This is a genomic window from Pseudoalteromonas sp. NH0006-46 (genome assembly GCF_057547735.1).
This window is the reverse complement of sequence record NZ_BAAJML010000001.1, coordinates 160,426-182,441: the sequence shown is the minus strand read 5'-3', so window position 1 is coordinate 182,441 and position 22,016 is coordinate 160,426. Positions and strand designations below refer to the sequence as shown.

Here is a 22,016-nt window from a genome sequence, read left to right as displayed (position 1 = left end):
ATTCTCCATATCATTCTGATAGTGATTGCTTTTTTGCGTACTGCCAAACTAAAACATCAATTGCAATGGTAATTATAAAGTTAAAAGTATGGGTTACTGTTAACAAAGGATGGGCAGACATTGAGCCTAACAATACAAACGACAACAAAAGTACCACGGTAAATATAAACCTAAGCGTTAAAAGCCAATATAAAATAAAACCAATAAAGGCGGCTTTAAGGAGTAAACCTAAAGGCCCGAAGGTACCAACAAACCAGCTCCACCAAGGGTAGATTACATTAGCCAAAAAAGGCCGCCCTGTAATTTCACTCGTGCCTAAGTAATGCAGCTCACTAACAAATATCGAATCGACTGGTACTTCAGGACTTGTAAAACGCCGAACAAAAAATTCAGATATGTACCCAAAAAAACCAAAAAATGTTTTATCCAAGTGATTTGCTGCAGCCATAGAATACTCGGCTAAATAGTAGCCATAAGCCCTGTAAGTAATAACATTTATAAATATGTCGTAAACCGCACTGAACCCTTCTGAAATAGGCCTATTTTGAAGTACACTTGTAGACATGATTGCAAAAAAGATCATACAAATACTTACTAAAGCAAACTTCCATACTTTGGGTATGATTGTTTTTTGGTTTGTAAATAAAAGCAAAATCATAAAAAATTTTATAACGTAGGCAAGTTCAGACCTTGATGCGGTTATAACTATCGACAATATTAGCCCACAACTAGCTATAACTTTAAGGTTTAAAGATGTTCTGAAGAAAAAGACCATAGGGACAAGAATTTTAAAAAATGAGCTAACAATCATGTAGTCCATGCCGCCGGTTTCATATTCACGCATTAGCTCATGCCTTGGTATCCCTTGAATAATTAAAGAAAAAGATTGGAAGGCTAAAAATGCAGTAAACCCAAGAATTAAATATAATACTAATTTATTTTGCTCAAACGCTTTTATATAGGTATTAGTAACAACTTCCTCAGCATTGTATTTCAGCCAAGTAAATTTTTGAAAAACAAACCACACTACAAAAAAGCTAAGAATCACATCGAGTGATGAATATGCAATTACTTCTTCAGAAATACCTTTGGAAAAGCCAGCCCCCTTTGAGAAAATTAAAGTACTAAAGTGAAAAAATGCCACATATAAAAAAATAAGTAAAAAGCTCATCTAGAACCTCTGACAACTATTTTCTTTATTATTTTTATAGCTATTGTTTTGAAAAAGTAACTCACAAAACTATTATTTACCGCATACTTAAACGCACTTTTATAGTGTTTATGTGAAATTTTCGAACGCATTATTACTAGCTTTTTAAACCCTATTACGGCCTTATTACTTAAGTAAGGGCTGTAACTTTTAAGCCACTGCGTTGAAAAGTGATAATCATTTAATTTAGGGATTTGAATAAACTCATAAAGTACCGTATTCAAACAGTGAAATGCGGCACCATGGGCCTCTAAACTTAAACAAAACTGGTAATCTTGATGGCGTTTTAAATCATGGAAGGGAACTGCTTTTGCTAAACTCGCGAGTAATAAAATACCACTGGTTTGAATTATTTGCTGATTAGCAAACAGATAATCCCCTACTTGTTCATTTTTTTCAATTTCCCTTTCAGGCCGATTGAACTCGCGTTTCCCATCAATTACCTTGCATTTGCAATACACAACAGCATTTGTATTATTTAACGAATGCCAAAAGGAAATTTGCTGCTCAAGTTTATTATTGTACCAAATATCGTCGTAGTCTAAAAAAGCGATAAATTGCCCTTTAGCGTTATTAACACCTGTATTTCTGGCTATTGCGCCATTTGAGTTATGCTTGTGTTTTACAATCTTAATGCGCGCATCATCAATACTAATGAGTTCTTGCTCAGCAGCGACAGGAGAGCAATCATCAACAATAATTACCTCTATAGCGCGTTCGCTTTGGTTTAATGCACTTGTTACAGCCTTGATTAACCGGCCTGGCTCAGAGCTATAAAATGGGATCACTACACTAACTTTTATCAACTTAGTTTCCTACTTAATAACTTACAATACAACTTCTGTGAAAAGTTTTTAAATAGAAAAAACAAAACAAAAGCAATACCTTGATCACGTGTTGTATTTCCTAACACTAACCTAAAGTTTTTTAAACGTAAAAGGGAAGCGTATGGACTTTGTTTTTTTTCGTGAAACTGCATCATCCAAAAGAGCGTATTCGCAAGCTGATCATTTTTAACCTTTGCGATCTTACTTGACCAGATCCCTTCCTCATGCAACCTATAAGCAGAGTTTATACATGAGTGAAATTTTGCTTTTCCATACAAACTAAGCATTGATACAAAAAAGGTGTCACCATTCAAAACCTTATTGATCTCGTCATAATTACCAAAATTTAAGTTTCTGTATACCCATGACATAGTTGGTAAAAATGAATCACCTAAAGCCATTGATGATTCGCTAATATCTTTTTTAAATTTTTGAGGGATTTTACTTTTTTTAATCAACTCTTTATCACTATTGATTACCATAGTGTCATGGTAACTGATTATATAATCCGTGTCTGATTCTAAAAAACTCACCTGTTTTTGGATTTTATCATCGTCAGTCCAAAAGTCATCGCCTTCACACAGAGCTATATATACCCCTGACGCGTATTTTGTTGCAATTGGTGTGATCCTGCGTCCCAGAGAATACTGATTCTCTTTTTGAAGTACTAGCTTGATGATGTCAGGAAATTCTCTTTTATATTTTTGCAATATTTCTCTAGTACGGTCAGTCGATAGATCGTCATGTATGACAATTTCAAATTTATATTCTGTTTTTTGGGCAAGCATCCCATTAATAGCATCGGTAATGTATTCTTCATGGTTAAAACTCAAGCAGACAAAGCTCACATAAATTTTATCCTTGAAACACCAGTGCGCCATTATTTCACTTTGGCTGGTTGGAAGCTTTAAAGAAGCAATATGCATTTTATTATAAATAACTCATGTGGATTCAGCAGTTTTACCTAAACGTTTTATTGACAGCTCTTTACAAACATATATACCCTCCTCAAATTGCACTTTTTTGTAATCTAATTCAGTATTATTGAGCCAACTTTTCAATAAATGAGTAAAATCAAACCCTACCGCATGACTTATTGGGTAATGCCCTGATATGCGACAATTCATTTCTGTTATAAAAACTTTATCATTAACAATAAACGCATCAACTGATAAAATGCCCTTATGATTAATCTCTTTCGCCAAAACTCGGGCAATCTTATCAAATGGTTTGTTACTAACCGTTAAGCCTAGATCTGTTTCTCCTGCTCTCATTCTAACTTTTTCTTTTGCTAATGAATCAAAGTAATTTAAATCCAAATCATTAATTACATCAATTCCATATTCTTTACCTACTAATAACTCTTGAATTATAACCGGCTGCTCTTTAGTGATTTCAGACTCATACTTTAAATAAGATTTAAAAATGTCATTACATGATTTTTTATATAATACTCTAAGCTCGTCCTCGTCATCTGCTATGTAAATACCCATTGACGCCATTCCCCAGCGGGGCTTAAGTATAACTGGGAAATTTAGTCTGCCATTATCAATAGCCTCAAGCGCATCTGTAACATTCAAATAAGTATCGGGTGTACTAACTCCTAAATCAGAGAGAAATTCAAAGGTCTTCCATTTATCGTTACAGACTTCAATTGATTTTTCAGGTGCAAGAATCAATTCAATATTATTTTCTATAAAATCTCTTTCATGTTTAGCTAAAACATATAAATCTATATCAAAAAGTGATAACACAACAGAAATATTGTTACTTTTGCAAAATTGGATGATTGTATCTACATAGCTATTTTCGTAGATCAAAGGCGTGATCAAATACCCATCCGCTTGATTCATTGAATATGTAAATTCGCTGTTCGCTGCAAAAATTAAGCGTTCACTTTTGAACGTCTCTTTGAAGTAGTCAACTAAATAGCCTCTACGCCCCACTGATGTCAGTAAAATATTCATATCTTTATGTCCGCTTCCAATTCACTAAGTGAGCTTTCTACATCGTTAGATGCAAATAACTTAAATTTATTTTTTATCTCTACAGAAGGTAGATCCCACCATTTTAAGGCTTGCAACCTTTCGACGATATCTTCACTAAAACGATACTTTATAACTTTTGCTGGGCAACCAGCAACTATAGCGTATGGTGGTATATCTTTTGTTACTACTGAATTAGCACCTATGACTGCACCATTTCCTACACTAACCCCACGAACGATAGTAGCGTTAGTTCCTATCCAAACATCATTTCCGATTAACATTTTTTTTTCAAAACGATCGTAAGCTACCTCGCCATTATTCAAGTCATAGCCAATGTTGTACAAAAAGTCATGTGTGGTAATTTTACTATGATCATGTTCACCCGCCCCAATTGTAACCCCCCAGGAAATCGAGCAGAATTTACCAATTTGAGAGTGCATAATAACAGTGAATGGACCTGTATATGAATAATCACCTATTTTTGAGTGGATTATTAAATTATTCCTGTCCACTCTTACGTTATCTAAAAACAATGAATCATAAACCCTACTGTCATCCCCTATAATACAGCTATTGCCTATTGTAGAATCTTTTAATTTAACGTTGCGATAAATTTGACAATCTTGACCTTTATCAGTTGTTCCGTTCATATTCATATTGTAAAAGCTCCCTTGCGATACCTCTGTTATTAGTAAATTCAAGCTAAGATCTTTGAAAAATATAATGATAAAGCTGAGGAAAAAGAAGTCTCGATAATAGTAAGTAACTCGCCAAAGCAATTACCGAAATAGAGATAAATGAATATAGTGAATTATCTATTTCGACAAGCTCAACAAGTACCCGAGACGAAAACATACATACAAATGATACACCCCATATAGGAGTAAGTCCTTTAAGTTGCTCAAAAGTGTTAATACTTGTCAAGCGCCCTGTGTAGTATGTATTTATATACAGTGCAATGTATGATTGAGCAACCATCCCAATACAAATAGCTTTTATACCCATAGGTATTGTAATAAACAATACTATTGTAGTCATAACTTTTTTAATAAGCTCTAAACGAAGAAATAAGTCACTTCGTCCTTTAACATTAAGAATATTTAAATTGATCGCATGAATAGGATACAACATCATACCTAACGCTAAAATACTTGTTAGCTGTCCTGCTAACTTCCACTCATCACCTAATATTTCTTCAATAAGAATATCGGCAGTAACAGCTAAACCAAACATTAATGGAAATATAACTAGTGCAGAGAGCTTCAGTGCAACTAAGTAAGCTGCATCAAGCTTTTGCGGTGTATCCTGCATTTTACTAAGTAGTGGATAAGTAACTCTTTGTATGACGCCTGTAAGGGACGTTGCGGGCACATTAGTTAGTTGAAAAGCCTGTGTAAATTGCCCTACATCAGAGACTGAAAACTGTTTACCAATGATTATTGGATAAATATTTTTATATATCCTATCTATTAGCCCTGACAATAATAACTTTGAACCAAACCCAAATAAATCTTTAAATGAGTCACGGCTAAAGGGCTCTTTTGGAAACCACGGCATTGCTATATTTAAAAAAACAACGTTTAAAAATGCCATAACTAGTGTTTGTGATACTAAAGCCCACACCCCAAACCCATTGAATGCACCAAAAACACCAACAGCACTACTAACCAGAACTGCGCTAAATGAGCATTTTGCTTGAAGCTTAAAGTTTATTTCTATGGTTAATTTTGCTCTTTGTATTATAGCAAACGCGTTAATAATTATGCTTGCAGAAGCGACCTGCATAAGCAGTGTTAGTTCAGGCTTATCATAAAAATCACTAAATAATGGAGCAATAAAAAAAATAAAAATATAACAAACTATGCTCGTGGCAATACTGAAGTAAAAAGTGGTCGAAAAATCTGCTTCGGTACGATCTAATTTGCGTATTAAGCCTGTACTAAAACCACTATCTACAAACACTTGTGCTATTGATAACACAACAGCAACGAGGCCAACTAAACCAAACGTTTCAGGGCCTAAATGCTTGGCGAGTATTAGCATAACTATAAGCTGTATAGCTTGAGTTGCAAAGCGCTCTATCGCGCTCCACTTAAGGCCACTTCTAGCCTGATTATTATTTGACATATAACTCAATAGTTAGGCAATTTGGTAGCAGCCTAATACATAATTTAATGACTTAACGTTTTAAGTATTATTTCGGAAATTTGTTGGACCTGTATGCGCGTTAATGCTTTGTAAAGAGGCAAGCATAAAATTCTATGCGACAAACGTTCTGAAATAGGTGCTTCAAAATACTCAACAACTTTTGAGTATGTATTCAGAGATGGATAAAAATAACGACGTGGAAATATTTTTTTACTATTTAATGCGCTTTCAACTTTTAACAACGTTTCTTCGCTTTTAAATACGACAGGAAAATACGAAAAGTTACTCTGCCCATATTTAATATTTTGAAACTTTAATGAGCTATCAGTTGACAGGATTGATTTATAAAGTTTAAATTTTTCTTCTCTGTCTTTTAGTACTTCATCAAAATACTTTAAATTAGCTAACCCCAATGCTGCATGTATTTCAGTCATTTTTCCGTTGATGCCATCTTCTACAACATTTTTACTATCGTCATGGCCAAAAAAGCGAATTCGTTTTAACTTTTCTGATAAATCATCAGAACCAGCAACACACGCTCCCCCTTCAGCCGTATTAAATAGTTTTGTACCGTGAAGACTTGTTGCTGAAACATCACCATATTCAAATACACTTTTTTTATTTACAGTGCTTCCTAGTGCATGGGCTGCATCGTATATCACTTTGAGATTATGCTTATTTGCTATCTCTGCAATTTTATCAACATTACAGGGCGCACCAAAAACATGAACAGGCATAATCGCTACTGTTTTATCTGTAATTAATGCTTCAATTTTATTTGGATCTATATTAAAAGTATCTTCTTCGATGTCACAAAAAACAGGTGTGCATTTTTCCCATTTTATCGCGCTAATAGTCGCAATCCAACTGAACGGAGTTGTAATTATTTCACCTTCAAGCTCCAATGCTTTTATAGCCATTTGTAAGGCAACTGTACCATTTGTAACAACCGAGAGGTTTTTTACAGCCAGCTTTTCTGACAACCCTTTTTCTAAACTTTGTAACAAAGGACCGTTATGGGTCAATATTCCAGATTCCCATACAGGCTCAAGTAGCTTAGTGAACTCTTCTAAAGGAGGAAGTGATGGTTGAGTTACGTAGATATTACTCACTGGCTTTAATCCTTAACTGGTCAATCAATTTTGCTTGCTGATTATTATTTGCGTACTCATTTAGTGATTTTTCCGGAAAAGTAATTAGGTATGCAAAATAATCAAGCATGTTTTTAAAATGGTTATCTGATTCTATTTTAATAGTCTGTAAACCGTCACAATTAGATAATAAAAGTTCAGCCTCTGCACCTGGAGGAGATGTAAAGATTCTATTAGCTTTTAGTGTACCTTTTGATCCCCATAACTCAATATTACATTGATAGGCATGATCAAAACCGAATGCAATTTGCACCGTTAAGGCTGAATTTTCTTCTTTTAACTGAGCTGAACCCCATGTGTCCACACCAAATTTAGGATCGATATGTAGACTAGCAGAATCTATATTTAAACTCCCAGAAACGAATTCTTGCGCAATTTTTATAGGGTAAGCACCTGCATCTAACAATGCACCTCCACCTAACTCTTTCTGGTATCGAATATTATTTTCATCTTGAAAAGGGGGAAAGCCAAAAGAGCTTCTTATAACTCTTAAGTCACCTATCGCACCTTCACTAACCAATGCCTTCATGACGTCCAGCTGTCTGTGCTTTGTAAACTGAAAATTCTCTAACAAAATAAGGCCACTTTCTAATGCTATTTTGTTGAGTTCTTCAACTTCAATCGAACTGCAAGCCATCGACTTTTCAACTAATACGTGTTTTTTATTTTCTAAACACCTTTTTATCCATTGATAATGCATGCTATTAGGTAAAGGAATATAAATAGCGTCTAATTCATCTATAGATAATAACTCCTCATAGCCATTGATAGCTTTAGCTTTAAACTTGGTTGAAAATTCCTTAGCTTTTGTACTTGTTCGACTTGCTACAGCGATCAAATCAAAAGACTCCGATTCATTAATTGCTGGTATAACAAATCGCTCAGCTATGTTTGCACACCCAAGCACACCTATTTTTATTCCATTTCTAGACATGGGCTAATATCCCTCTAACATGTGGATTTATCCATGCATCTTCTTTAAGCAACTGCTTTATTTGATATAAACTTAACCAGATAAAATTTTCATTCGGCAGTGCAATTTCCATTGCTTCAGGCACTTCCACTAAAATACCTCTATTTCGTTTCAAATGAAGTCTTCCACCATCTTCTGCCAACCAACTATCAAATAATATAGATATTTCTGCTCGCTCCGAGCGATTCATAAATAGGTCAGAAAAGTGAGGCTTTCTTCCTCCATGAGACTGGTTCAAGTTAGCAAAGGTTGCTTGCAAGGTTGGACTTATTTGAACTTTACCATAATTACCAGGTTCTTCTTTTGCTTCGCATAAGTAATGTGGAATTCCATCAAAACGTTTTCGAATTATTCCAAGTAATCCACCATCATAACCTACCTGCTCTAAAATAGGCTGATCCCAAGTAACTTCTACTTCTCTGTTTCTAGAATGAACTCTAACACCATGTATAGTAAAAAAGTCACCTGACTCATGAGATATATCACCAGTTTCAGAGTCTATATTCCACCCTTTAACTTCAGTCAGTGGTATATCGCTAACTTCCAATGATGAATTCTTTCGCTTGTCTATAAACCAAGTCTTAACATCATTGAGTGTATGAAACTTAGACCAATCATTAAGAGATTCAAAAAAAGACTCAATCGCATGTTGATATCCGCTATCAACCTTAAATGGAGAAGCAACTTCACAAAATTTGCCTAGCTCTTGCCTGTAGTTATTTTTCAACTTTTATCTCCATATCATTCTCTTTTAACAACGAAAATAAATACTGTCCGTAATTATTTTTCTTCATTGACTCAGCTGATTTTCTTACTTCACTCGGGCTTAACCATCCATTATTGAATGCGATCTCTTCTAAACATGCTACCTTGAAGCCCTGTCGCTTCTCTATTGTTTCAACAAACTGGGCCGCCTCTAGTAAACTTTCATGTGTACCGGTATCTAACCAAGCAAACCCACGCCCTAATAACTCAACATTTAAACCTTTACCGGCTAAGTAGGCATTGTTCACACATGTAATTTCAAGCTCTCCACGCTCGGACGGAGTAACATTTTTAGCAATTTCGACCACCGAGTTATCGTAAAAATACAACCCTGTAACAGCGTAGTTACTTTTTGGGCTAGCCGGTTTTTCCTCTATAGAGACAGCTTTATGCTCTTTGTCAAACTCAACAACACCAAAACGCTCAGGATCTTTTACTTGATAACCAAATACCGTAGCCCCCTCTCCATTTTTAGCATTGGCTACAGCATGCTTTAGCTTTGGAGTGAAATTTTGACCATAGAAAATATTATCCCCTAAGACCAAGCATACATCATCCTCACCTATAAACTCTTCGCCTATTATAAATGCTTGTGCAAGACCATCGGGACTTGGCTGAGTAGCGAAAGTTATTTTAATTCCGAATTGCGAACCATCTCCTAGTAAACGTTCAAATGAAGATGCATCCTCAGGTGTTGTTATGATCAAAATTTCACTTATGCCTGCAAGCATCAAAACTGAAAGTGGGTAGTAAACCATTGGTTTATCATAAATTGGGATTAACTGTTTAGATACCCCCATAGTAATTGGGTAAAGCCTAGTCCCTGAACCACCAGCTAGAATAATTCCTTTCATACTATTCCCCTTAAGAGTTAATTTCGCCTAGACGCTCGCGTTGATACGATCCATCCTGAACATTTTTACACCACTGTTGATTTGCTAAATACCATTTTATTGTTTTTAGCAAACCCGTTTCAAATGTTTCAACTGGCGTCCAGTTCAGCTCTTTACCCATCTTTGTTGAATCTATGGCATAGCGCCTGTCGTGTCCAGGGCGATCTTTTACATATGTAATTTGATCCGCATACTTAGCCGTTTTTGGTACTAAGGTATCTAAGATATCACAAATAGTTTGCACTACTTCTATGTTTTGCTTTTCGTTATGGCCGCCTATATTGTAAGTTTCACCAACAACACCTTCGGTGACTACTTTATATAAAGCACGTGCATGATCTTCTACGAATAACCAATCACGTATTTGGTCGCCTTTTCCATAAATAGGCAAATCCTTACCTTCTAGCGCATTTAGTATCACTAAAGGTATTAATTTTTCTGGAAAGTGGTAAGGCCCATAATTATTTGAACAATTTGTTACAATTGTTGGAAAGCCATACGTACGAAGCCATGCTCGTACTAAATGATCACTCGATGCTTTACTTGCAGAATAAGGACTACTTGGTGCGTAAGCGGTTTCTTCTGTGAATAATGGAAGCTCACCTTCTTGTTCATCAGGGTGTGGTAAATCACCATAGACTTCGTCAGTTGAAATATGATGAAACCTAAACGATTTTTTATCATCGCCATTTAATGTATTCCAAAATTCACGAGCCGCTTCTAGTAAGTTATAAGTACCTACAATATTGGTTTGAATAAATTCGGCAGGTCCCGTAATTGAACGGTCAACATGACTTTCTGCAGCTAGATGCATTACAACATCAGGTTTATGTAATTTAAAAACACGATCAAGCTTTGCACGATTACATATATCAACTTGTTCGAAAGAGTAACGATCATTATTTTCAACACTTTTGAGTGATTCTAAGTTACCTGCATAAGTTAATTTGTCGAGGTTGATAACTGAATCTGTTGTATTATTTATTATATGGCGGACGACAGCTGAACCAATAAAGCCTGCACCGCCTGTAACTAATATTTTCATGTGGAGTGTTTTAAAAAACCTTTAACTGAATATATAAAAAAATGATAAGTGGCTCTAAAAATATTTAATTCCAAAACATCGCGATAAAATAACCACTGCCATTTCAATATTTTAAATTTATTTTGTGTCATCCCAGAGTCAACTCTATATAGAGCTAAAACATCAGGTAAACTATATGACTTAGGTACTTGCATTAATAAGCTAAGCCATAGTCCCATATCCTGCCTTTTGCGAATGACAGGCATATAGTGTTTCCCTAAAACATTTGTGTCGTATACCGCAGTTAAACAGCCAATTACGTTACTGTTAAGGAGCTTATTATAAGTAGTGAATTGAGGTGGTGTAACTGTACCCTTCAGGGTTTCACCTTCTAGTTTTTGATAAGCAGTAAAAGTAAAGGCGTAGTTATTCCTCAGCATAAAACTAATTTGAGTAGTTAGCTTTTCAGGTAACCATTGATCGTCAGCATCTAGAAATGCAATAAAGCGACCAACCGATTGTTTTATCGAGTTATTTCTTGCAATCCCTGCGCCACCATTCTCATCATTTATGAATAGTTTTATTCGCGAATCCTGAATAGCATATTCATTAATTATTTTCTGAGTAGTGTCGGTAGAACGATCATCTGTTATTAGCAGCTCCCAATTACTGTAAGTTTGGCTAATAACAGAATCTATAGACTCTGCTATATGTAATTCTGCATTGTAAGCAGGCATTATAATTGAAACAAGTGGTTGTTCCTCACTCATTTAGCGACCCATGCCAAATATAACTGTTCGTACTGTCATCAATAAAATTTTGATGTCTAGTAAAGCTGAATGATGCTTTATGTAGTGAATGTCATACTTGTGCTTCCATATAGCATCTTCTACCGATGCGCCATATGGGTAGCTCACTTGTGCTAACCCCGTTACACCTGGTTTAACTGCGTGCCTAAAGCGATAATAGGGGATTTCTTTTTCTAGATCTTTTATAAATACTTCACGCTCGGGCCTTGGGCCAACTATCGACATAGTTCCTTGTATAACATTTATTAGTTGCGGAATTTCATCTATGCGTGTTTTACGAATAAATTTACCTACTTTGGTAACGCGTGCATCGTTTTTTGAAGCCCATTGAGCTCCGTTTTTTTCTGCATCGTTACGCATAGATCTAAATTTATACACTTCAAACTGTTTGTTATATTGCCCGGTGCGCTTTTGCTTAAATAGTATGGGCCCTGGGCTTTCTAATTTAATAAACAAAGCAGCAAATATTGAAAATGGAATGGTGATTGTTAGGAGTAAAATAGCACTCACAATATCTACACAACGCTTTGCGACTTGAGTGCGTTTATTTGATAAAATAGAAAATGCTTTTTGGTGCAAAAAATAACTGCTATGTAGTAACCGCACTTCTGTATACTTTAACCTGTCGTCTAAATAACTCACTAAAGGTTCAACCCACGCGCCACACTCAGTGGCATTAACTAAAAATTTGCGTTGTTGTTTGCTTAAGTGCGCACTTTGATAGTGACATACTACTTTTTTAGTGAAGTCAGTAATACTGTAGTCGTTAATTATTATATCGAATGTATAATCATCTATAATTTCACCTATATTACTGGCACACTCATCTGGGCAAAATACATAAATAACACTTTGATTGAGCGCTTCTGATTTTGATTTAAAGCTTTCAGTAATAAATATAGATTCTAGCTTTTGTTGATTATCTCCGACCGGTTGCTCATCTATGCTTGGGGTACCTATTTTCAGATTCATGTACTTCTCTTTCTATTTATCTGATTTATATTCGTAATTATAATAACCATAATAACCATATGCGTTACTTGCTTTTTTAACTACCCCATTGAATACTAAGCCTTTCACATCTATACCATTTTGTTCGAAGCGGTTTCGAGTTAGGTCTATTTCGCGCAAGTGGTTTTGACCAAAACGCGCCACCAATAAAGTAGTACCTGTGTGTGCACTGACTATAGCGGGGTCGGTTACAGCAAGTATTGGCGGGGTATCTATAATTACTAGGTCGTATGCAGCGCTTACCTCTTCAACTAGTTTGCTAAAATTTTCGTGCATTAGTAGTTCTGATGGGTTTGGTGGTATTTGCCCGCGCGTAATTACATCTAATCCATCCACCTTAGTTTGCTTGGTAACTTGTGCTAAGTTTAAACGCCCCGAAAGGTAATCACTTAATCCATCGTCCCACTTTAAGCCAAACTGGGTTTGTAAGTAGCCTTTGCGCATATCGGCATCGACTATAAGTACTTTTTTACCACTTTGAGCGAGCACACTTGCCAAGTTAACTGATATAAACGACTTACCTACACCCGGGCTTGGCCCCGATATCGCGATTATATTGTTTTTAGCTTCGATCATTGCAAAGTGTAAGCTGGTACGTAAGCTTCGCAATGCCTCTATGGCAAGGTCTGCGGGGTTATCTACTGCGAGTATTGATTTGGCTTTTCCTGCTTTTGCTTTTTTAGACTTCCCTCCAAACCCTACCAATTTATCTTGGTGATCTGAATGGGGAACACTTGCATATACATTAATTCCAAGGGCTTCTATTTCGCTTGGGTCTTCAACCCCTTTGTGCATTGCTTTTTGTATAAGTACAATTCCCACTGATAAAACAGCGCCTATCATTGTAATCATAACTACTATTAAACCTTTTTTTGGTTTAACCGGTCTGCTTACATTAACTTCTGCAGAATCTATAACCCTTACATTTCCTACTGTTCCAGCACGCACTATATCAAGCTCTTGGGTTTTACTAAGTAACAATGTGTATATTTGGTTACTTACTTCAACATCTCGTTTTAAACGCAATAATTCTTGTTGTGTTTCAGGCAAATTTGCAACTTCACCAATTAGCTCTTGTTTTTGCTCATCGACTGCCCCAATTTGCTCCAGAAGCCCCTTATATGCAGGATGGTCTTTTTTGAACTTGCGTCCCAGTTCTAATCGTTTTAGATTTAACTCTTGTAGTTTAGTCTCTAGCTTTACTACTTGCTCAAGTACACCTTGAGTCTCGAGCGTTATGTTTATTGATTGGCGCTTTATTTGGTAATCGTTAAATCGTTGCTCTGCATATTCTAGTTGTTTTTTAATTTCAGGTAATTGTACTTCTAAAAACTCAAGCGACTTTTGAGCTTCTGCGCTATTTCGCTCTACGTTACGACGAACATATATTGAAGCAACAGTATCAAGCACCTTTTTGGCATATTCAGGCTTTGTGCTTTGTAAACTTAGATTAATTATGCCTGAATCTTTACCTTTCTCATTAGCATCAATTAAAGACTGAAGCTCAAGTATTGTGTTCAGCCTTTCTTTGTTACTGACATAAAATTCAGTTCCAGGTCGCGCCTTTAATGATCTAATTGTAAGACTATATTTTCCATTTGTAACATCTTCTCCAACTTTTCCTGAAAGTATTTGTGTATCATCCTTATTCATTAAACTAAACGTGTCTGAATCATTCGCAACAATAGTAAACACACTGTTTATTGCTGAAACAGGTACATTAAATCTAAATATATCTATACTCTCACCACCCCATGCATAACTATTAGCACCAAAGCTAACTTCTGCAAGATCCCCTTCATTAATAGGGTTAAATTCCCTAAATGAGCGGTTACCTATTATTGGGAATAGTTTAGGTTCAACTTTTATGTTCAAATTTAACTTATCAACAGCCTCTCCTATTACGCTTCTTGATTTAAGAATCTCTATCTCTGTCACAGCTGCAGAAGTTCCCTCAAAAAGCCCTCCTACATCATCAAACCCAGGTACCGATGAACTACTGTCTTCAACTTGAATCATTGCCGTTGCTTGGAATACAGGAGGAGTCAGTGTTGCATACACAGAGGCAGCTAGCATGAATATAAAAGTAAAAATAATGATAAAGTACTTTCGATCAATTAACGCGCCTAATAAGGCCATTAAATCAATTTCTTGAAGTGGTTGCGATGCTTTTTTACTATCAGGTTGGGCATTCATTGAGTTAGCCATTCCTTATAAATACTTTTGCCAAGCGCTGCTTGCGCTATCGATTAATGTGAAAACGTGTTCAAATGCTTCGGTGCTTTGGCGGTAAGGGTCAGGAATTTCAGCATTGTTAATCCACTTACCTAGTAAAAATGTTTTACCGCGCGCCTCTGGATAGCGTGCGTGAACATCGTTTAAATGACGTTCCTCCATAACCAGTATTACGCTATTTTGTGCGACGAGTGTTGATGTTAGCTGCCGCCCCAAATGCTCGTCCATATTGATACCATGCGCTTGCGCAATTTGTTTTGCTTTTGCATCTGCCGGCTTACCTTCAAGTGCGGTTAATCCAGCCGACGATACTTTAATATTTTTACCTTTAAGCTTCTGCTTTAATACATACTCACCGGTTGGGCTGCGGCAAATATTACCAGCACATACAACTAATACTGAATCAAACATTTCTTTCCTTAATCAAATGCTGAGGCACTGTCATCTATTTGCTCTACTGCTGCAACGGATGGAAGAAGTAGACTTATCACACGATTCCAACGAGCCAGTGGTGCTGAAGTTACATATATTATGTCATGGGGTTGAAGTGCAAACTGTTCCGCTAATACCATTGAGGTTATATTTTTTGCATGCAACTGAAAAACGTTAGCAATGTATTCGTTTTGTTTTGGGTCAGCTTTTCTAAGAACAAAAATACCATTTGCATCTGCCGTTGACTCGTTCAAACCACCAGCATTACTCAATGCTTCAGCGAGGTTCAACCCATACCTAGTAACACTTATTGTGCCAGCTCTTTTAACATCACCCAAGACAAATATTTTTTGTCTATCATTGCGGTTAACATGAATCACATCACCGTGCTTTAGCAGCCTATTTTGACTTAGATTTCCTTGAGAATAGAAATCGTCTAGATTAATTATTTCAGAACTATTATTTCGGGTGAACGTTACAGATCGCCAGTCTGCTAAGTCAGACAAACCACCAGCTTGATTTAGTGCATCAATAAGGGTTAGCGGTATCTCCGTTATTGGATATATCCCGGGTCTGTTAACTTCGCCTGTAACGTATGTTTTTTGACTTCTAAAACCTACTACCTTTACATCTACCTGCGGGTCTTCAATTACGCGACTTAGGCGTTTAACTAGCTCTTCGCGTACTTCACTAATGGTGCGGCCTGCGGCAGGAATGTTAGGCGCATAAGCATAAGTAATGGTGCCGTCTTTTTGTACGCGAAAGCCGTCAAACTCAGCTGTACGTTGTACTGCTGCGGGTATTGTTAGCTCAGGGTGATCCCATACGCCTATGGTTAGTACGTCACCTACACCTAGTTTGTATTCGTAATTGCTTACGTTTACACCTGCGGTATTCGATATTGGCTTTGCAGATTCACGTGCTTGTTTTTGTTGTTTAATTAGCGACGAGTCGATAATTTGAATATTTACTTTTTCGAGATCTTGCTCAAGGTTTTGTGTTTGCTCGCCAGATTCTATGCCTTCAAAATGGCTGCCTGGTATTATGGTGCAACCGGTAACTGATAGTAATGCGAGTGAGGTGATGAGTGATTTACAGCTTAACGCCATTGTAGAATCCCAAAATTATTTTAAATATTTTGTTCCTCACCGACCTTGGTGAGTACTTGTATTTTTGTGCGGTAATTAAAGCATGAGAGGGCTTTTCGCGCAAGCCGAAACGCGCTTTTGAATTACTGCTTTCTTTTAAATAAGTATTTAAGCTTACTCAATGTTTTACAAAATGTAGGTAGCAGACAGGGCTGATTTATTTTGTGATATTTTAACCTTATTTGCGCTTTTATATTAAACGCTTATTCGCTTTATACCTTCAATAAGCTTTACTTGGTTAAAGTTTATGAGTAATCCTGTTTTTATGCCGCTTAGCTTTAGGTATGTTATTAGCTGTGCTGTATGAATTGGCAATAATTTTTCAACTGTTTTTATTTCTATTATTAATTGCTCTGGAATTAATATATCGAGCCTATACCCTGCATCAATGGTTGTGTTTTTATACTTAATTGGTAATTTTATTTGGCTTTTTGTTGATAAACCTGTTTGCTGTAGTTCATATACTAGGCAGTTTTCGTAGCTTGATTCTAATAAACCTGGCCCTAGGTTTTTATGTACTTCAATGGCGCAACCAATTACGTTTTTAGTTAGTAAGTCTTCCATGGCGATCCTTTGCAAATTTGTCACTTTGGAATATAGACTAATTATTTTAGTTATACATATTTTGTACGCCACTTAGGCGCTTGATTGCTAGTACGTTTAATTTACACATGGTCACATTAGCAACCTTTGCGTGAGCAAGCTTTACGCCTATGTATAGATAATTTTAAAGATTTAATTACCACCGAGAGCACCGAAGCGCTGCGCGCTACACAGAGGAAAGATACTATTTTCTAGTATTTTCTCCTTTACTTCTTCTTGTTTTCTCTGTGGTGATAATAATTTTTTACTTTACCATTTAGGTAAAAAACCAACCTACAAAACTTTTGCTTGTCTAGCCCTTCGGGCACGCTTCACGTTCCAGTTCGTCGCAGAGATCCTCTCGCTCCAGCTTGAAAGCAAAACTATTTGCTTATCTAGCCCTTCGGGCACGCTTCCGCCCCTAGGTTACAGTTCCTACTTACTGATAAATTACCTATATTTATAAACACCGTGCTAGTAGGCTACACGCCTACAAAACCCTTAACCAAATTCAATATCTGTATTATCTACGCTCATTTCTACCAGCTTATTAAGCAAGTTAATTAACAAAATACTGCGTAGGTCACCGTCTGGCTCTTTGTATATTGCGTCTATATTTTTAAACGAATTATTATTTACACTTACTGCATCGCCCTGCTTAGGTAACTGCGATTCAACCGTATATAGATTGTGATTATTTAAATGTTCAATTATTGCTGGCAGTACAACTTGGTAATTAGCGCCATATGTTACGAAGCCACCTATGCCACGGGTATTTTTTACTGCAGCAAAGCACCCATTTTTTGAGTTTAGGCAAACAAATAAGTAATTTGGAAATAAAGGGACTTGTTTGACGGTACGACGACCTTTAACCAGCTTTTCAGTGGTTAATATGGGGTAAAAAGCTTCTATTCCTTGATTATTCAAGTTGGCTTTTGCCCGCTCTTCTTGGCGCGGCTTACACGTTACTAAATACCAACTTTCCATGGCAACCTACTACTTACTATATTGCAATAAACACAAGATTAAACTAAATCGGGTGCCATTATAGCCAGCCTATAATGCCTATGTAAATATGCTTGATAAGTTATTGGTTACTTACATAACCCAAGTACATTGTTATTGTTTACGTAACAATTACTTAACCAAAGTTGAAATTTTTAACCCTCATATTTACACTGTTCACTTTTTATTCAAGCTATGCATTTATTTTATATTTTGCAAATTACAAAAATGTTATCTACTTTAGGTAATTAACAAATTTTTTCGAGTAAATGTATATGGATATACTTCACCATAGCGCGGTTAATGGTGTTACAGGCTCATGCCATGAGCTTTTAATTGATGATCAATCAAGCGTACTTATTGATTGCGGGTTGTTTCAAGGGGAGGACTCAAAAGAAGACTTATCAATAGAGTTTGATATTAGCCACGTTACTGCGCTTATTGTTACGCATTGCCATATTGATCATGTGGGCCGAATTCCCTATTTATTTGCCGCGGGTTTTAAAGGGCCTATATTTACCTCGCAAGCTTCAGCAAGTTTATTGCCGCTAGTAATAGAAGATGCACTAAAAGTAGGCGTTACACGCGACCCTAAAATTATAAGTGCCTGCTTAAACCTACTAAAGCGCCGTATTGTACCTGTAGATTTTAAAACATGGTTTGACTTGCCATGCAATGGACAGCAAAAAGCGAAAGCCCGATTTCAGCGAGCTGGGCACATTTTAGGCTCGGCCTATGTTGAAATTGATATTAAAAATCATAAGCAAGGTACTAAACCAAATGGTACTCATCGCGTTGTATTTTCCGGTGACTTAGGTGCCCCCTACACGCCCTTACTTCCCTCGCCCAAAGCACCTTATAAGGCCGACACTTTAGTGATTGAATCCACCTATGGTGATAAAAATCATCAAGGCCGTAAACAGCGTACCCAAACACTTAAAAAAGTAATAGAGCGTGCGGTTGCCGATAATGGAGTAGTATTAGTGCCTGCGTTTAGTATTGGCCGAACCCAAGAGCTACTTTACGAATTAGAACAACTTATACATAGCTCTGGTAAGCATTCAAAATGGCGAGGTATTCACGTAATACTCGACTCCCCCATGGCGGCAAACTTTACTGACCAATATAAAAAGTTTAAGTATTTATGGGATAACGAAGCAAAGCAAAAAGTAGCCAAAGGCCGGCACCCTCTTGATTTTAAAAACCTAACCACGGTTGATACGCACAAAGAGCATATAGCCATTATTAATTACTTAAGTACACGCCAAACGCCTGCCATTATTTTAGCCGCTAGCGGTATGTGTACCGGTGGGCGAATAGTTAATTACCTAGAACGATTTTTGAGTGATAAAACGACCGATGTTTTATTTGTGGGCTACCAAGGGCGAGGCACGTTAGGCCGCGACATTCAACAATACGGGCCACGTAATGGTTATGTATTTATAAATAATACTCGCGTTACCATTAATGCCGAAGTACACACCATTAGCGGCTACAGTGCGCATGCCGATCAAAACGGATTAATTAAGTTTGTAACAGGCATGCGTAAAAAGCCAAGCCATATAAAAATTGTGCATGGCGACGATGATGCAAAAGCCGCATTAGCCAGTAAGTATAAAGAGGTGTTGGGAAGTGAAGTGGTTGTTGAAATTGGGGAATAACATTCGTGAATTAAGTTTATAGCAGATATGCCGGCCTGCTTACTCTAAAGCGTAAAAGTAAAAACTAAGCTATACAAAAGTATTATTCGTAGAGATATAAGAGATGGTCGCGTGAAATAAGGGCTTAAACCCTTATAAATTAAAACGGGAACTTAGAGGTTATGCCATCAATATATTGTAAGGTAAATGAATTTATAAAATTTAAAATAGATGCTTAATTTTAAATTAAGCATCAAAATGTGCCTTTATCGCTCTATAACTAACTCTGGCATATCTAGCTTGCGCCTAATAAAGTTAATAACCTTACAATAATTGGCCAATGCGTATAAATAAACGCTAAACACAATAATAAAGCTATAAAACATGAAGTACTCAGGAATATTAAATACCTCACCTAACATACCAATGCCTGCGAATACAGAGGCAATAAAACAAATAAGCGCTAGTGTTTGCATTGATGAGCAGCCTATTCGTTGACAAATATGGTGTAAATGTTCTCTGTCTGGCTTAAATGGAGATTTTTTTTGTTTAATTCGTCGCACCATTATAGCCACCATATCCATTAATGGCACCGCAATTAGCCATAAAGCGGTTACAGGGCGGATCATTGGGCTACCAGGGTTTTGACTGGCACCAATCAACAGCCAAATAACAGTAAACCCAATCATCATGCTGCCCGCATCACCCATAAACACTTTTCGAGCTCGACCAAAAAAGCCTAGGTTAATTATGATGTAAGGGATCATGGTTACAACCAAAAGTATACATAAATAGCTTAGTCTTGTTTCGCCTGATAACGATAATAAAATCGCAAGGCTCCCAAACGTAACAATAGACAAACCGCCTAATAGCCCGTCGATTCCATCAACCATATTAAATGCATTAATACACCCTATGACTGCAAAAATAGTAACAATAGGCGCAGCCCAGTGTAGAATAACCTCTCCCATACCAAACATATTACCTAATGTTTGCATTTGCGCATTAGCAAAATAAATCATAACTAGTGATATGCCCGTTTGTACTGCAATTCTAAACTTAACGCTTAAGTCATACTTATCGTCAAGTACGCCAATTGAAGTTAATGCAATAATACAAAGCATGAATAAGTTATCGTGATTTATCATACCCGGATGATTGTATATGTAATGCACAATTGTTATACATATTGCTACGCCACCCACTAAAGGTATATTTCCTGTGTGCGCTTTTCGCCCTGAGGGTTTGTCAACAAGGCCTATATTACGTGCTACTTTACGCATAAGAAAAAGCATTGCGAAAGCGATAATAAATGTGAGAAGAAGGTCAATAATCATGAAAAGTTACCTTGAAAAATAATTTACGTGCTGAGTTTCCTTTAGAAGAATTGCCTAAAATAAACGAACTTAACTCAGCTTACTCATTTTGTCTTTTTTAAAAATTGGGGGATTTTAGTTAAATTTTTAAAAAGTAATGCAATTGGCCAAAAAATTTTGCTCTTTTTAAGCGCAATTCTATCTTCTTTGCTTTTTTGTAATATACTTTTAAGGCTGTTGTTACTAGCTCCACCAACACGCATTTTTATTACCACTTTATCGAGGTAGCCCACTTTAATGTTGCTTACCCACAGATACCTTAATATAGAATCGTAATCTGCAGATATTTTAAAATTTAAGTCAAATTTCCCTAACTGTTGATATAAGCTTCTCTTCATATAGAAAGTAGGGTGTGGGGGCATCCAACCAAACTTTAATTTAGCTTTCTTGAATGGACCAGACTTCCAATAACGTACTATTGAAGTAAGGTCATTTTTTGAGACATACTCTAGGTCTGCATAAACAGCTGCATAGTCAGATTTTTGAAATTGATCTACAATATCTTTTACTGCATTGGGGTACGCAAATAAATCATCTGAGTGTAAAAAACCTATAATATCTCCTGTTGCGTTATCAATCCCCTTATTTAAAGCATCGTAGATACCACTGTCTGCCTCTTGGATAATCTTAGGCTCCAATGCTTTATTGCTTTTAATAAGCTCAATTGTGCTGTCTGAAGATAAACCATCAACGATAATATACTCTATATTCTTATATGTTTGCGACTCCAATGAGCGTATTGTATCTAGTATTGTAGCCTCACTATTATATGTGGCTGTTATTATGCTTACTTTCATAA

At 36.4% G+C, this 22,016-nt stretch carries 21 protein-coding genes; 1 reads left to right on the top strand and 20 read right to left on the bottom strand.

Annotated elements, in window-relative coordinates:
• Positions 1-10: 10 nt before the first annotated feature.
• The 18 genes from AC27I2_RS00740 to rfaH all read right to left on the bottom strand — a co-directional run bounded on the left by AC27I2_RS00740 (position 11) and on the right by rfaH (position 18,183).
• Positions 11-1,171 carry a hypothetical protein gene (locus tag AC27I2_RS00740; protein ID WP_487203245.1) on the bottom strand — a complete coding sequence of 387 codons (1,161 nt, stop codon included), beginning with the start codon at positions 1,169-1,171 and terminating at the stop codon, positions 11-13.
• On the bottom strand, positions 1,168-2,016 hold the full coding sequence (locus tag AC27I2_RS00735; protein WP_487203244.1) for a glycosyltransferase family 2 protein: 849 nt from the start codon (positions 2,014-2,016) through the stop codon (positions 1,168-1,170). The genes AC27I2_RS00740 and AC27I2_RS00735 overlap by 4 nt, the downstream gene beginning before the upstream one ends.
• Positions 2,013-2,963, bottom strand: a complete 951-nt coding sequence (locus AC27I2_RS00730; protein ID WP_487203243.1) for a glycosyltransferase family 2 protein — start codon at positions 2,961-2,963, stop codon at positions 2,013-2,015. Before AC27I2_RS00730 ends, AC27I2_RS00735 begins: the two co-directional genes overlap by 4 nt.
• 15 nt (positions 2,964-2,978) lie before the next feature.
• Entirely contained in the window at positions 2,979-4,004 is a 1,026-nt protein-coding gene (locus AC27I2_RS00725; RefSeq protein ID WP_487203242.1) for an ATP-grasp domain-containing protein, read from the bottom strand.
• A complete protein-coding gene (locus tag AC27I2_RS00720; protein ID WP_487203241.1) occupies positions 4,001-4,681 on the bottom strand; it encodes a xenobiotic acyltransferase family protein in 681 nt (226 codons plus the stop codon). Before AC27I2_RS00720 ends, AC27I2_RS00725 begins: the two co-directional genes overlap by 4 nt.
• Positions 4,682-4,727: 46 nt before the next feature.
• The gene (locus AC27I2_RS00715) at positions 4,728-6,152 is read right to left on the bottom strand and encodes a lipopolysaccharide biosynthesis protein (RefSeq protein WP_487203240.1); all 1,425 of its coding nucleotides are present in this window, start codon (positions 6,150-6,152) and stop codon (positions 4,728-4,730) included.
• Between the two features lie 44 nt (positions 6,153-6,196).
• Positions 6,197-7,285 (bottom strand): DegT/DnrJ/EryC1/StrS family aminotransferase, encoded by a 1,089-nt coding sequence (locus tag AC27I2_RS00710; RefSeq protein ID WP_487203239.1) that lies wholly within the window; start codon positions 7,283-7,285, stop codon positions 6,197-6,199.
• Positions 7,278-8,258, bottom strand: a complete 981-nt coding sequence (locus AC27I2_RS00705) for a Gfo/Idh/MocA family protein (protein ID WP_487203238.1) — start codon at positions 8,256-8,258, stop codon at positions 7,278-7,280. Before AC27I2_RS00705 ends, AC27I2_RS00710 begins: the two co-directional genes overlap by 8 nt.
• Positions 8,251-9,024 carry an NDP-hexose 2,3-dehydratase family protein gene (locus tag AC27I2_RS00700; RefSeq protein WP_487203237.1) on the bottom strand — a complete coding sequence of 258 codons (774 nt, stop codon included), beginning with the start codon at positions 9,022-9,024 and terminating at the stop codon, positions 8,251-8,253. The genes AC27I2_RS00705 and AC27I2_RS00700 overlap by 8 nt, the downstream gene beginning before the upstream one ends.
• Positions 9,014-9,916 (bottom strand): glucose-1-phosphate thymidylyltransferase RfbA, encoded by a 903-nt coding sequence (rfbA, locus tag AC27I2_RS00695; RefSeq protein WP_487203236.1) that lies wholly within the window; start codon positions 9,914-9,916, stop codon positions 9,014-9,016. The genes AC27I2_RS00700 and rfbA overlap by 11 nt, the downstream gene beginning before the upstream one ends.
• A 10-nt stretch (positions 9,917-9,926) precedes the next feature.
• Positions 9,927-11,000 (bottom strand): dTDP-glucose 4,6-dehydratase, encoded by a 1,074-nt coding sequence (rfbB, locus tag AC27I2_RS00690; RefSeq protein ID WP_487203235.1) that lies wholly within the window; start codon positions 10,998-11,000, stop codon positions 9,927-9,929.
• The gene (locus AC27I2_RS00685; RefSeq protein WP_487203234.1) at positions 10,997-11,749 is read right to left on the bottom strand and encodes a glycosyltransferase family 2 protein; all 753 of its coding nucleotides are present in this window, start codon (positions 11,747-11,749) and stop codon (positions 10,997-10,999) included. Before AC27I2_RS00685 ends, rfbB begins: the two co-directional genes overlap by 4 nt.
• Positions 11,750-12,760: an exopolysaccharide biosynthesis polyprenyl glycosylphosphotransferase gene (locus AC27I2_RS00680; RefSeq protein ID WP_487203233.1), complete on the bottom strand. Its 1,011-nt coding sequence runs from the start codon at positions 12,758-12,760 to the stop codon at positions 11,750-11,752.
• Between the two features lie 12 nt (positions 12,761-12,772).
• Positions 12,773-14,995, bottom strand: a complete 2,223-nt coding sequence (locus AC27I2_RS00675; protein WP_487203232.1) for a polysaccharide biosynthesis tyrosine autokinase — start codon at positions 14,993-14,995, stop codon at positions 12,773-12,775.
• 15 nt (positions 14,996-15,010) lie between these two features.
• Positions 15,011-15,445: a low molecular weight protein-tyrosine-phosphatase gene (locus AC27I2_RS00670; RefSeq protein ID WP_487203231.1), complete on the bottom strand. Its 435-nt coding sequence runs from the start codon at positions 15,443-15,445 to the stop codon at positions 15,011-15,013.
• Between the two features lie 8 nt (positions 15,446-15,453).
• Positions 15,454-16,575, bottom strand: a complete 1,122-nt coding sequence (locus tag AC27I2_RS00665; protein WP_487203230.1) for a polysaccharide export protein — start codon at positions 16,573-16,575, stop codon at positions 15,454-15,456.
• A gap of 234 nt (positions 16,576-16,809) precedes the next feature.
• Complete coding sequence (locus tag AC27I2_RS00660) at positions 16,810-17,178, bottom strand: GxxExxY protein (RefSeq protein WP_487203229.1); 369 nt, start codon at positions 17,176-17,178, stop codon at positions 16,810-16,812.
• A 519-nt stretch (positions 17,179-17,697) separates the two neighbouring features.
• Positions 17,698-18,183 carry a transcription/translation regulatory transformer protein RfaH gene (gene rfaH / locus AC27I2_RS00655; RefSeq protein WP_487203228.1) on the bottom strand — a complete coding sequence of 162 codons (486 nt, stop codon included), beginning with the start codon at positions 18,181-18,183 and terminating at the stop codon, positions 17,698-17,700.
• 293 nt (positions 18,184-18,476) lie between these two features.
• On the opposite strand from rfaH, the gene AC27I2_RS00650 reads away from it, so the two are divergent.
• Positions 18,477-19,862 (top strand): MBL fold metallo-hydrolase RNA specificity domain-containing protein, encoded by a 1,386-nt coding sequence (locus AC27I2_RS00650; protein WP_487203227.1) that lies wholly within the window; start codon positions 18,477-18,479, stop codon positions 19,860-19,862.
• Positions 19,863-20,107: 245 nt separating this feature from the next.
• Here the strand turns inward: AC27I2_RS00650 and wecA are convergent, their stop codons facing one another.
• Positions 20,108-21,178 carry a UDP-N-acetylglucosamine--undecaprenyl-phosphate N-acetylglucosaminephosphotransferase gene (gene wecA, locus AC27I2_RS00645; RefSeq protein ID WP_138528548.1) on the bottom strand — a complete coding sequence of 357 codons (1,071 nt, stop codon included), beginning with the start codon at positions 21,176-21,178 and terminating at the stop codon, positions 20,108-20,110.
• Positions 21,179-21,261: 83 nt separating this feature from the next.
• Complete coding sequence (locus AC27I2_RS00640) at positions 21,262-22,014, bottom strand: glycosyltransferase family 2 protein (protein ID WP_487203226.1); 753 nt, start codon at positions 22,012-22,014, stop codon at positions 21,262-21,264.
• Positions 22,015-22,016: the final 2 nt, after the last annotated feature.